Annotated in this window: 10 protein-coding genes; all 10 read left to right on the top strand. The window is 64.4% G+C overall.

Going from position 1 to position 12,938, the window contains the following annotated elements:
* Nucleotides 1–50 precede the first annotated feature (50 nt).
* On the top strand, nucleotides 51–1,223 hold the full coding sequence (locus tag E1K68_RS11000) for an MFS transporter (RefSeq protein WP_212614079.1): 1,173 nt from the start codon (nucleotides 51–53) through the stop codon (nucleotides 1,221–1,223).
* 36 nt (nucleotides 1,224–1,259) lie between these two features.
* Nucleotides 1,260–1,775, top strand: a complete 516-nt coding sequence (locus E1K68_RS10995; protein ID WP_003190510.1) for a sigma-70 family RNA polymerase sigma factor — start codon at nucleotides 1,260–1,262, stop codon at nucleotides 1,773–1,775.
* Nucleotides 1,776–2,744, top strand: a complete 969-nt coding sequence (locus E1K68_RS10990) for a FecR family protein (RefSeq protein WP_212614078.1) — start codon at nucleotides 1,776–1,778, stop codon at nucleotides 2,742–2,744.
* A gap of 100 nt (nucleotides 2,745–2,844) precedes the next feature.
* Nucleotides 2,845–5,208, top strand: a complete 2,364-nt coding sequence (locus E1K68_RS10985) for a TonB-dependent receptor (protein WP_212614077.1) — start codon at nucleotides 2,845–2,847, stop codon at nucleotides 5,206–5,208.
* 20 nt (nucleotides 5,209–5,228) lie between these two features.
* Nucleotides 5,229–6,368 (top strand): ABC transporter substrate-binding protein, encoded by a 1,140-nt coding sequence (locus E1K68_RS10980; protein ID WP_169855227.1) that lies wholly within the window; start codon nucleotides 5,229–5,231, stop codon nucleotides 6,366–6,368.
* A complete protein-coding gene (locus tag E1K68_RS10975; RefSeq protein ID WP_003190501.1) occupies nucleotides 6,365–7,399 on the top strand; it encodes an iron ABC transporter permease in 1,035 nt (344 codons plus the stop codon). Before E1K68_RS10980 ends, E1K68_RS10975 begins: the two co-directional genes overlap by 4 nt.
* Entirely contained in the window at nucleotides 7,393–8,148 is a 756-nt protein-coding gene (locus tag E1K68_RS10970; protein WP_003190500.1) for an ABC transporter ATP-binding protein, read from the top strand. Before E1K68_RS10975 ends, E1K68_RS10970 begins: the two co-directional genes overlap by 7 nt.
* 668 nt (nucleotides 8,149–8,816) lie before the next feature.
* Nucleotides 8,817–9,275, top strand: a complete 459-nt coding sequence (locus tag E1K68_RS10965; RefSeq protein WP_014718046.1) for a (2Fe-2S)-binding protein — start codon at nucleotides 8,817–8,819, stop codon at nucleotides 9,273–9,275.
* The gene (locus E1K68_RS10960) at nucleotides 9,275–11,512 is read left to right on the top strand and encodes a molybdopterin cofactor-binding domain-containing protein (RefSeq protein WP_212614076.1); all 2,238 of its coding nucleotides are present in this window, start codon (nucleotides 9,275–9,277) and stop codon (nucleotides 11,510–11,512) included. Before E1K68_RS10965 ends, E1K68_RS10960 begins: the two co-directional genes overlap by 1 nt.
* Before the next feature lie 16 nt (nucleotides 11,513–11,528).
* Nucleotides 11,529–12,869 (top strand): cytochrome c, encoded by a 1,341-nt coding sequence (locus E1K68_RS10955; RefSeq protein ID WP_212614075.1) that lies wholly within the window; start codon nucleotides 11,529–11,531, stop codon nucleotides 12,867–12,869.
* Nucleotides 12,870–12,938: the final 69 nt, after the last annotated feature.

The raw sequence follows: 12,938 nt of genomic DNA, 5'->3' as shown, positions 1-12,938 counted from the left end.
GAAAAAGTATCACCCCAGCCGCGACTTTTTTTGTATAGCGAGACTGCTCCATGCCACCCACCCGCGTCCTGATTGCCCTGCTGTTCACGATCCAGCTTGTGTCCATGGGCGCCATGGAAATGAGCGGGCCGTTCTGGCCGGTGCATTTACGCCAACTGACCGACTCCGACACGCTGTTCAGCTTCGCCAGCGTCGCCGTGTACGTGGGGCCGATGCTCGGCATTCTGTTGACCAGCGCGTTCTGGGGCCGCATCGGCGATCGCTACGGCCACAAGCTGATGATGATTCGCGCACTGGCGGGCCTGACCCTGACGCAACTGGGGCTGGCCTTGTTCAGCGACCTCTGGACTATTCTGGTGCTGCGTTTTCTGCAAGGCGTCTGTGCCGGCTACATCGCCCCGGCCCAGGCGTATGGCGTGAGTATCGAGGTGCCGTCACGGCGTGCACGGCTGTTCGCACTGCTGCAGATTTCCACCAACGTCGGCTCGCTGCTCGGCGCCGTGGTCGGCGGCTTGATCCTCGACCATGCGACGTTCTTCTGGATCAACCTCAGCGCCGCGGCGCTCTGTGCGGTGTGCACGGTGATTGCAGCGCTGACCTTGCCGAACGTGCCACCGGTGAAGAAAACCACAGCCCCCTCAACGGGCGGCACCTGGCAGGCCTCGGCCCTGCTGCCGCTGTTGACGGTGATGGGCATTCTGCTGCTGGCGCGGATGCTGCCGCAGACCTCGTTCGCGCTGTATGTGAGTACGACGTTCGCCGTCAGCAATGCCCTGGTCGGCCTGTGCTACGGCTTGCTGGCCCTGGGTTTTATCCTGTCGGCCACCGCCTGGGCGCGCCAGTTCGAAGGTCGCAGCCAGGCAGACAGCTTGCGCCGCCTCACCTGGGTGGTGGCCGGCTGCATCGCGCTGACCGCCCTCGCCGGCCTCACCCGCAACCCGCTGGTGTTTGTGCTCGCCTATTTTGTCTGGGGCGTATTGCTGGGCGCGACCACGCCGGTACTGATGGCGCTGGTTTCAAGGACCGCCGACAGCACGCAGCAAGGCCATGTGCTGGGGATCGCCCAGGGCACGGCGCAATTTGCCTCGATCGTGGGTATCTGCGCCGGCGGCTTGCTCAGCCAGGTCTATGGCTTGGCGTACACCTACCTGTTTGTGTGTGTGGCCTATGCCATGGCGCTGATTGCGATTCTCGCGTTGCGCAACCGACGGGTTTGCACTTAGCATTGGGAATACTTCTCAATTGCACGGTTGCGCGCCATGAGCGAAAGCCTTCCCGCCGATAACACCCCTCACCTGCGCGCAATCGAGGCGCTGTACAGCGGCCATCACGGCTGGCTGTACGCCACGCTCAAACGCAAACTCGGCAATGCCATGGATGCGGCGGACCTGGCCCAGGACACCTTCACCCGCATCCTGGCCTCGCAGGTCACGGTGATTGACCAGCCACGCGCCTACCTGAGCTGCGTGGCCAAGGGCATCCTGGTCAACTGGTACCAGCGCAAGGCCCTGGAACGTGCCTATCTGGAAGCGCTCGCCAGCGTGCCGGCCCACGAGGTGCCGTCGCCGGAAGCGCACTTTCTGGTGCTGGAGACCCTGCACGAAATCGACGCAATGCTTGACGCGCTGCCGCCGCTGGTCAAGCGTGCGTTCCTGCTGTCGCAGCTCAACGGCCTCAAATACCAGGACATCGCCGAGCAATTGGGCGTGTCGCTGATTACCGTCAAGCGCTACATGAAACAGGCACTCGTCCAGTGCCTGATGCGGGTGGAATAAGTGCTCAGCCTGGGCAAGGAACCGCCGCTGCCCACCGACGCCCTTGAAGAGGCCGCCGAATGGCTGATGCGCCTGAGCGAGAACGAATTGAGCGCCAGCGAACGCGCCGAGTGGGAGCGCTGGAAGGTCAGCAGCCCTGAGCGTGGCCGGGCTTGGGCGCGCGCGCAATTGCTGCAAAGCAAGCTCGGTGGCCTGCCGCCGTCCCTGGCGATGTCGGCGCTGGACCGCCCGAGCAACCCCCAACGCCGCGAAGCCCTGGGCAAACTGGCCTTGTTGCTGGCGGTAATGCCGGTGGGCTGGGGCAGCTGGAAGCTGGCGCAGTCCCAGCAATGGAGCGCCGACTACCGCACCCGCATCGGCGAACGTCGCGAACTGACCCTGGCCGACGGCTCGCGCCTGACCCTCAACACCGAGACCGCCATCGACGTGCGGTTCGACACCCAGCAACGCCTGGTGAGCCTGCGCGAAGGTGAAATACTGGTGCAGACCGCACAGGATGCATCCCGCCCGTTCCTGGTCAGCACCCGCCAGGGCCATATGCACGCCCTGGGCACGCGTTTTATCGTACGCGAACTGGGCGCACGCACGCATCTGGCGGTGCTTGAGGGCGCGGTCAAAGTGAAGCTGGCCGACAATAGCCAGAGCGCGCCACTGATCGTCAGCGCCGGGCAACGCACGGATTTTTCCGCGCAACAGTTCGGCGCGCTCTCCCCCGCCGACCGCAATATCAGCGCCTGGACCCAAGGCATGCTGATGGCCGACAACATGCGCCTGGCAGACTTTGTCGCGGAACTGACCCGCTATCGGCGTGGCTTCGTGCGCTACGACCCGGCCCTTGCAAACCTGCGTATTTCCGGGGCCTTCCCCATCGCCGATACCCAGCGCACCTTGAACATGCTGGTGCAGACCTACCCGGTGCGCGCCAGCGGCCATTTGAACGGTTATTGGGTCAGCCTGTCGCCGGCTTGAGGCGGCGCCAAAATAAAACGCGCCGCGGGTGATACTTTTTTCGCGCTCAGCTGGCAAACACTCATACCCCTTTTCCCTTTCGTCCATAGGGCTGCCCTCCATGCTTGTGATTCGCAGCGCGCTGCTCAGCCTGGCCCTGGCCGGTGCCGCCCTGGCGGACGTGCCGGCGCAATGGGACAGCGTGACGGTGCGCACCTACCACATCGACCCCGGCCCGCTCGGCGCCACGTTGTCGAGCTTTGCCGTGGACGCCGGTATTGCCCTGTCATTTCTCCCGGCACTCACCGAGGGCCTGACCAGCCCAGGCTTATCCGGCCGTTACTCGCCCCAGGAAGCGGTCACGCGGCTGTTGGCCGGCAGTGGCCTGGACATGGTGCAGCGCAGCGACGGCAGCTACACCCTGGTGCCGGGTCAAGTCACGCTTTCGGACATCACCGTCAGCGCCCCCGAGCCACGCGCCAGCGACCTGCCGCCGCTGTATGCCGGCGGCCAGGCAGCCACCGGCGCGCGCCTGGGCATGCTGGGCAATACCGACGTGATAGATGCGCCGTTCAGTGTCAGCGCCTACACCGCCGCGCTGATCCAGGACCAGCAGGCAACCACGGTCGGCAATGTGCTGGAGCGTGATTCCTCGGTGCGCTCCACCGGGCAGACGGGCGGGATTGTCGACTCGTTCTTCATCCGCGGTTTCCCGGTGGGTGAAGGCAACCTGGGAGAACTGGCGTTCGACGGCGTGTACGGCGTGGCCTCCAACTACCGGGTGTTTACCGACTACGCCGAGCGCATCGAAGTGGTCAAAGGCCCCGGTGCGCTGCTGTACGGCATGTCACCCAACAGCGCGGTAGGCGGCGTGATCAACGTGGTGCCCAAGCGCTCCCTGGATGAAGACCTGACCCGCTACACCGCCAGCTACACCCAGGACGCGCAGGTCGGCAGCCACCTCGATATCAGCCGGCGCTTTGGCGACGAGCGCCGCTTCGGCGTACGCCTCAACGGTAGCCTGCAGAACGGTGACACGGTGATCGACCAGCAGTCGCGCGATATAGGCATTGGCGCGCTGTCCCTGGACTACCAGGGCGAACGCCTGCGCACCAGCCTTGATCTGATTTCCCAGCAGGAGAAACTCGACGCCGCCTCGCGCCCCTTCCTGATTGCTGCCGGCGTCGACGTCCCCTCCGCCGCCAACGGCCGCACCAACGTCAGCCAGGACTGGGGCTGGTCGCGCACGCGAGATAAATCCGCGCTGCTGAGCGGCGAATACGACCTCACCGACGCGCTCACACTGTTTGCCCATGCCGGTGGCGGCAAATCGGCAGTAGCGCGGATGTCCGACCAGACGCCGACCCTCATCAACGCTGCCGGCGACACGTCTTCGATCCCCGGTTATTACCGTTTCGATGTGCAGCGCTACACGGTCGACGCCGGTGCGCGGCTGCGCTTCGAAACCGGGCCGATCAGCCACAGCGCCACCGTGCAGGCCAGCCGTTATCGCGACGAGCTGTCGCGGGGGATTATTTCCGGGGCCCCGGTGCTGTCCAATCTCTACCACCCGGTGGACCGGCCCAAGCCTGCGATCGCCAAGCCCGCCACGCCGAAAGTATCAGCCAGCGAACTGTCCGGCGTAGCCATCGCCGATACGTTGTCGGTGCTCGACCAACGCGTGCAAGTCACCGTCGGCCTGCGCCAGCAGCGTATCCAGTCCAGCAACTACAACAGCGCCGGCGGGGCCACCAGCACCTACGACGACAGCAAGGTCACGCCACTGTTCGGCGCAGTGCTCAAGCCCTGGGAGCATGTGGCGTTCTACTACAACTACCTTGAAGGGTTGAGCAAGGGTGACGTGGCGCCTTCCAACGCCGCCAACGCCGGCGAGGTGTTTGCGCCTTACGTGTCCAAGCAGCATGAGGTCGGGGTCAAGGTCGACTACGGCACCTTCATGTCGACCCTGGCGCTGTTCCAGATCCACAAGCCCAGCGGCGAGTTGGCCGCCGGGCGCTTCTCGGTACAGGGCGAACAGCGCAACCGCGGCCTGGAGTTCAATGTGTTGGGCGAAGTCGCCCACGGCACGCGCCTGCTCGGTGGCGTGACCCTGCTGGATGCCCAACTGACCAAAACCGCGATTGCCGCCAACACCGGCAACACACCGGTGGGCGTGCCCGACGTGCAAGCCAACCTGTGGGCCGAATGGGACACCTCATGGGTCGAGGGCCTGACGCTCACCACAGGCGCCATCTACACCGGCAGCCAGTACGTCAACCAGGCCAACACCCAACAGCTCGATGCGTGGACCCGCTTCGACATCGGCGCACGCTACAGCACGCGTATCGCCGAGCACCCGACCACCCTGCGCGCCACGGTGCAGAACCTGTTCGACCGCGAGTATTGGTCAGGCGTCGCCTCCTACGGTGCGTTTTCCCAAGGCTCGCCGCGCACCCTCCTCCTCTCGGCCACGGTCGATTTCTGACACCTGCAAGGGCTTGATTCATGATCTGCATTGTTCGACGTTGCCGCCTTCTAGCGGCGCTGCTGTTCACCGGGTTGTTGGGGGCTAGCCTGCCGAGCATGGCGGCGCTGACCACCGTCACCGATCTGCTTGGGCGCCAGGTCAAGGTCAAGCTGCCGGTGCAGCGGGTGATTCTTGGCGAGGGCCGCCAGCTGTACCTGGTGGCGGCGCTGGACACGCAAAACCCGATTGAACGGATCGTTGGCTGGCGCAAGGACCTGATCCAGTCCGACCCGGACACCTACAACGCCTACCTGCGCGCGTTTCCCGCCATCGCCAAGATCCCCACCTTCGGCGGCTTTGAAGACGGCACCTTTGATATCGAGCAGGCCATCTCCCAACGCCCTGACGTAATCATCCTCAATATCGAGGCGCAGCATGCCACCGAGGATGCGCGCTATATCGAGAAGCTCGATGCCTTGGGCATCCCGGTGGTGTACGTGGATTTTCGCAACCAACCGATGACCAACACCGAGCCGACCATGCGCCTGTTCGGCCAGTTGTTCGGCAAAGAGCAACGGGCCGAGGATTTCATTGCGTTTCGCAACCAGCAGATCCGCCGCGTGACCGACGTGATTGCGGCGCAGCAACCGGCGCGCCCGTCAGTGTTTATCGAGCGTATCGGTGGCTACACCGACGACTGCTGCCTGAGTTTTGGCAATGAAAACTTCGGCCTGTTCGTGCAGATGGCCGGCGGCGACAACATCGCCAAAGGCATTATTCCCACCACCTTTGGCCAGTTGAACCCCGAACAGGTGATCGTGGCCAACCCCGACCAGGTCGTTGTCACCAGCGCCAATTGGGAGGCGTTTGCCCCCGGCGGGCATTGGGTTGGCGTGGGGCCGGGCGCCGATATGGCCCAGGCCCGAGCCAAGCTGGCGTGGTACACCCAGCGCCCCGCCTATGCCGGTATCAAGGCCCAGGGCCCGCAAGCCTTCCACGCCATCTGGCATCAGTTCTACAACAGCCCGTATCAGTTCGTGGCGATCCAGCAACTGGCCAAGTGGTTTCATCCCGACCTGTTTGCCGACCTGGACCCGGACGCTGCGTTTCGAGAACTGCACGAACGCTTCCTGCCCGTCCCTTATGAGTCGGGTTACTTCGTGAGCCTCAAGCCATGAGCGCCCCGACCTACCGCAACCTGGTGATACGCAAACGCCTGATCCTCCTTGCCCTGGCATTGCTGTTGTTGTGCAGCGTGCTGCTCGACCTGGCCCTGGGCCCGGCCAGCTACAGCCTCAGCGAAGTGCTCGGCGCCCTGTTCTCGCCCGACAGTGCCGCGCCGCAAGTGCGTGTGGTGATGTGGGACATCCGCCTGCCCGTCGCCCTGATGGCGGTCGCCGTTGGCGCGGCGTTGTCCCTGGCCGGGGCGCAGATGCAGACCATCCTCAACAACCCGCTGGCCAGCCCCTTTACCCTGGGCATTTCTGCCGCCGCCAGTTTCGGTGCGGCCATGGGCCTGGCGTTTGGAGTGGCGTTGTTTCCGCTGGCGGCGCAGTACATGGTGCCGGTCAACGCGTTCATCATGGCGATGCTCTCGGCGCTGCTGATCCACTTCCTGAGCCTGCGCCGTGGGGTGACGGCCGAAACCATTGTGCTGCTGGGCATTGCCCTGGTCTTTACCTTCAACGCGCTGCTGGCCCTGGTACAGTTTTTCGCCACCGAACAAGCCGTGGCAGCCGTGGTGTTCTGGACCATGGGCAGCCTGACCAAAGCCACCTGGCCCAAGCTGGGGGTGATCTGCCTGATCATCCTGGTCACCCTGCCGATTTTCGCCAAGCGCGCCTGGGCCCTCACCGCACTGCGCATGGGTGACGACAAGGCCGCCAGCTTCGGCATCAACGTGCGCAGCCTGCGCTTTCAAACGTTGATCATGGTCAGCCTGCTCGCCTCGTTCCCGGTCGCCTTTGTCGGCACCATCGGCTTTATCGGCCTGGTGGGCCCGCACATCGCACGCATGTTGATTGGCGAGGACCAGCGCTTCTTCCTGCCCGCCTCGCTGCTCACCGGCGCGTTGATTCTGTCAGCCAGCTCGGTGGTCAGCAAAACCCTGATTCCGGGGGCGATTTTCCCAATAGGCGTGGTTACGTCACTGATCGGCGTGCCGTTCTTTATATCCCTGATCCTGGGCGGCAAGAAAAACTCATGGTAAGTCTCCAGTTGAAAGACCTCGGCGCCCGCTACGGCCAGCGCACCATCATCCGCGACGTGAACACCGCAGCCTTTGTCGGCGGCCAGGTGGTGGCGGTGGTCGGGCCCAACGCTGCCGGTAAATCCACCCTGTTCAAGCGCATGGCCGGGCTGATCGACGGGCCAGGCGAGGTGCTGCTGCAGGGCTCGCAAAAAGGTGCACAAGCCATCAGCTACATGCCCCAAGGACTGAACGCCAGCGCCCGGTTGACGGTGTACGAATCGGTACTGCTGGCGCGTAAACAACTGACGCCGGGGTGGGTGGTACAAGACGACGAGTTGAACTTGGTCGACGAAATGCTCAGCGCCCTGGGCATCACCGGCCTGGCCTTTCGCAACCTCGGTGAACTCAGCGGCGGCCAACAACAGCTGGTGTCCATCGCCCAGACGCTGGTGCGCGAACCCGACGTACTGCTGATGGACGAACCCACCAGCGCCCTCGATATGCATCGCCAGGTACAAGTACTGGATTTCATGCGCACCCTGGCGCGCAAACGCGAGGTGATTGTGTTTATCGCACTGCATGACCTGAACCAGGCACTGCGCTTTGCCGACCAGGTGCTGGTCATCGCCGACGGCACAGCCCAGGGCTGCGGGCCGAGCCAGGCGGTGATCAACGAAGCGATGCTGCGCGAGGTTTACCAGGTGCAGGCACGCATCGAGCGCTGCAGCCGGGGGCAGCCGCATATTTTGATTGATGGGGTTGTGTGAAGACCATGCGAAAGCATGGGTATCCACGATACGAAGCGAGCCGCTCTTGCTCTTGCTCTTGATCTGCTTTTGATCTCAGGCGCCCCGTTAAACCACGCTGGCCGAACGCAGGCTTGAATTCGTGGGTAACCCGGCAGGACGCCGGGTTAGCCGCCCCGCGCCAGGGATGGCGCGTGGCGGCGGCCCACGGATTCAAGCCTGCGTTCGGGCACACCGAGCCTGGGCGAGGTGCCGAGTGGTGGGGCAAGAGCCCTTTGGTTACTTTGGGGCTTTTCCAAAGTGACCCGCTGTCAGAGCGGAACCCTAAGTGGCCGTTACCGCAGGAATGGATATGTACACGGTATAACAGCGTCGGCTGTCAGGGCGCCATCGCAGGCAAGCCAGCTCCCACAGAGATGCCGGGACTTCAGTCAAAATCTCGGATCAGCCACTGCTTCTATCGCTCAATCCTCGCGAATACTTGCCTGATCCTCCGACTTATCGCCTGCCGGGATAGATACCCCTTGCGCCGTGGTCTAGAGTCCAACCATGCGCGCGTGGCCAAGATGAAACCGGTTCTCAACCCCGCCGCCATAACCCGTCGCCCATGAGCGACACCAGGGCATGCCACCGCGCACGTCCCTGATAAGAAAAAGCACCACCAACCGATGATCAGCAGGTGAGCCCGCATGGAATTACGTATCAACCAAAAGGCCTATCAGGTCGATGCCGAAGCCGACACCCCGTTGTTGTGGGTGATCCGCGATAACCTGGGCATGACCGGCACCAAATACGGCTGTGGCCTGGCCCAGTGCGGCGCCTGTTCGGTGCTGGTGGACGGCAACGTGGTGCGCGCCTGCGTGACGCCCGTGGCCGGCGTGGTCGGTCGTGAGATCACCACCATCGAGGCCGTGGAGGCCGATGACGTGGGCAAGCGTGTGGTGGCGGCCTGGGTCGAACATCAAGTGGCGCAATGCGGTTACTGCCAGTCCGGGCAGGTGATGGCGGCCACCGCGCTGCTCAAGCACACCCCCGCGCCAACCAAGGCGCAGATCGACGCGGCGATGGTCAACCTCTGCCGTTGCGGCACCTACAACGCCATCCATGCCGCCATGGACGCCTTGGCCGCCGGGAAGGAGACCGCCTGATGAACACCAACGAGATCATTCCCGGCGTTGCCCTGGGCGAACCGATCAACTTGTCCCGTCGCCGCTTCCTGGCCAGCACCGCTGTGGGCGCGCTGGTGATCGGCTTCGGCTTGCCGCTGGGCACCTCCCGCGTGCAAGCCGCGACCGGCGCTGCGGCTGAACACGGTACTCAAGTGCCCGCCTTCCTGGAAATTCGCCCCGACGGCAGCGTGCGCCTGCTCAGCCCCTTCATGGAAGGCGGCCAAGGCACCCACACCGCCATGGCGCAGATCGTCGGTGAAGAGCTGGATGCCGACCCGGCCACGTTCATCGTCGAAGCGGCACCGCCCGGCGAAGCCTACGTGGTGATGGAAAATGGCATGCGCATCACCGGCGGCAGCATGTCGGTGCGCATGAGCTACCCGACCATGCGCCGCCTCGGCGCCCTCGCCCGCGCGATGCTGATGCAAGCTGCCGCCGAGCAACTGCGCGTACCGCTCAGCGAGCTGACCACCCAACCCGGTCGCGTGGTGCACGCCGCTTCCGGTCGCTCCCTGGGCTACGGCGAACTGGCCGGGCGCGCCCTGGATATGCCGGTGCCCGACCCGGCCAGTATCACCCTGCGCGATCCAAGCCAGTTCCGCTGGATCGGCAAGCCGGTCAAGCGCCTGGATGCCTATGACAAATCCACCGGCAAGGCGCAGTACACCATCGACCTGAAAATCGACGGCATGCTCCACGCGGCGGTCCAACACGCGCCGCGCCTGGGCATGACCGTGGGCAGCCTGCGCAACCAGGCGCAGGTGCAAGCCATGAAAGGCGTGCATTCGGTTCACACCCTGCCCGGCGCCGTGGCCGTGGTGGCCGAGCGTTGGTGGCATGCCAAGCGCGCCGTCGAAGCCATCCAGGTGGAGTGGCTTGAAGCCGCCGCCGACTCCACTGTGCGGGCGATGCCGGCGGATTTTTCCAGCGACAAGTACCGCGACTTCCTTGCCGCCCAGCAAGGCCCGGCCCGCGATGAGGAAAACGAAGGCGATGTGCCCGGCGCACTGGCCAGCGCCAAGACCCGCGTCGAAGCCACCTACCACAACCAGTACCTCAACCATGCCCAGTTGGAGCCGCCTTCAGCCCTGGCACGCTTTAACCCCGACGGCACGCTGGAGGTGTGGCTGCCTAACCAGGCGCCGGATATGTTCCGTGCCGACATCGCCAAACGCACCGGCCTGAGCACTGAGCAAATCACCCTACACTCGCCGCTGCTGGGCGGTTTTTTCGGCCGGCATTTCCTGTATGACTCCGCCAACCCTTACCCGCAGGCCATCGCGCTGGCCAAGGCGGTGGGTCGGCCGATCAAGCTGATCTGGAGCCGTGAAGAAGAGTTCGTGCGCGATGTATTGCGCCCGGTCGCCGTGGTCAAGTTCCGCGCCGCGCTGGATGACAAAGGCCTGCCTGTGGCCATCGAAGCGGTGAGCGCCACCGAAGGCCCCACCGAAGCCATCGCCGGCAAACAGGGCGACGCCATCGACCCTACCGCCCTGGAAGGCTTGTCGGGCAAGAGCTACGCGATCCCCAACAAACGCATCGCGCAGATCTACGTCAAAGGCCCGGCCATGCTCGGTTACTGGCGTTCGGTGGGCAACTCGCTCAATGACTTTTTCTACGAAGCGTTCCTGGACGAACTGGCCGACAAAGGCGGCCATGACCCCTATGAACTGCGCCTGCATCTGCTGCGCGACAACCCGCGCCTGACCACCCTGCTGCAGGCGGCCGCCGAGCTGTCTGGCGGTTGGAAGCGTGGGCCTTACACCGCCGAAGACGGCACCCGCCGTGCACGCGGCGTAGCCATGGCTTCGCCGTTTGGCTCCCATGCGGCGGTGGTGGCCGAGGTGTCGATCGAGAACGGCCAGGTCAAGGTTCATCACATCTGGCAAGCGATTGACCCGGGCAGCATCGTCAACCCGGCGATCGTGGAGGCGCAGGTCAACGGTGCCGTGGCCTTGGGCCTGTCGCAAACCTTGTTAGAGGAAGCGGTGTACGTGGATGGCAAGCCACGGGCGCGCAACTACGACCTTTATCCAGTGCTGCCGCCTTCGCGTATGGCGCAGGTCCACGTGAAGATCGTAGAGAGCGGCGAAAAGATGGGTGGCATCGGCGAACCGCCGTTGCCAGCTGTGGCCCCCGCCGTGGCGAATGCCGTGGCGCAATTGACCGGCCAACGCATCCGTAGTCTGCCTTTGAGCCGTTACACCTTCAGCTAACCGACAGGGAATGCCCATGAATAACCGCCGATTCGCAAGAACCGCAGGGTGGCTGGTGCTGCCCTGCGTGGTCGCCGCTGGCGTGCTGGCCTGGTACGTCACACGCCAGCCCGCCTCGCCTTTTGAACAACAGCAAAGCACAAGTTTCGACCCCGCCTTGGTCAGCCGCGGTGAATACGTCGCCCGCGTAAGTGACTGCGTGGCCTGCCACAGCCTGCCAGGCAAGACGCCCTTCGCCGGCGGCCTGGAAATGGCCACGCCGCTGGGAGCGATCCACGCCACCAACATCACCCCCGACCGCGAGCATGGCATCGGCACCTATAGCCTGGCCGACTTCGACCGCGCGGTACGCCACGGCGTGGCGCCGGGTGGGCGACGGCTCTACCCGGCCATGCCCTACCCGTCTTACGTCAAACTCAGCGATGACGACATCCAGGCGCTGTACGCGTTCTTCATGAAAGGCGTGCAACCGGCCAACGAACCTAACCTGCCCAGCGACATTCCCTGGCCGCTCAACCTGCGTTGGCCCATCGCCCTGTGGAACGGTGTGTTTGCACCCACCGCGACCTACGCCGCCAAGCCCGGCCGGGACGCGCTGTGGAACCGTGGCGCGTATATCGTGCAAGGCCCTGGCCACTGCGGCAGTTGCCACACGCCACGCGGGCTAGCGTTCAACGAGAAAGCCCTGGACGAATCCGGCGCGCCATTCCTGGCCGGTGCCCTGCTCGACGGCTGGTACGCCCCCAGCCTGCGCCAGGACCACAACACCGGCCTGGGCCGCTGGAGTGAGGAACAGATCGTGCAGTTCCTCAAGACCGGTCGCAACCAGCATGCCGTGGTCTATGGCTCCATGACCGAAGCCTTCAACAACTCCACGCAGTTCATGCAGGATGATGACCTGGCCGCGATCGCTCGCTATCTGAAGTCACTGCCCGGCGACCCACAGCGTGACGGCAGCCCCTGGCAGTATCAGGCAGTCACGGCGCGCTCGGATGCCCCCGGCGCCCACACCTACGCCACCCGCTGTGCCTCCTGCCATGGCCTCGACGGCAAAGGCCAACCCGACTGGATGCCACCCCTGGCAGGCGCCACCTCGGCCCTGGCCACGGAAAATGCTTCGGCGATCAACATCACCCTCAACGGCTCGCAACGTGTGGTCACCGCCGGGATGCCAGACGCCTACCGCATGCCAGCATTTCGTGAGCAATTGTCCGACCAGGAAATCGCCGACGTGTTGAGCTACGTGCGTGGTACCTGGGGCAACCACGGCGGCGCGGTCGATGCGAAGGCTGTTAGCAAGTTGCGCGGGCATACGGACCCTGCGAGCAGTAGCCCGATTATTTTGCATATGCGCTGAGGACCAGGCGGTGCAGCGCTTGTGGCCGTTGATAGGCCCAAGGGGTGCACTGCCTCTGAGCACAGGCAG

The sequence above is a fragment of the Pseudomonas sp. B2021 genome, assembly GCF_018135665.1.
Lineage (GTDB): Bacteria > Pseudomonadota > Gammaproteobacteria > Pseudomonadales > Pseudomonadaceae > Aquipseudomonas > Aquipseudomonas lactis.
Note: the sequence above shows the minus strand (reverse complement) of the source record. Positions and strands in the feature narration are given on the sequence as shown.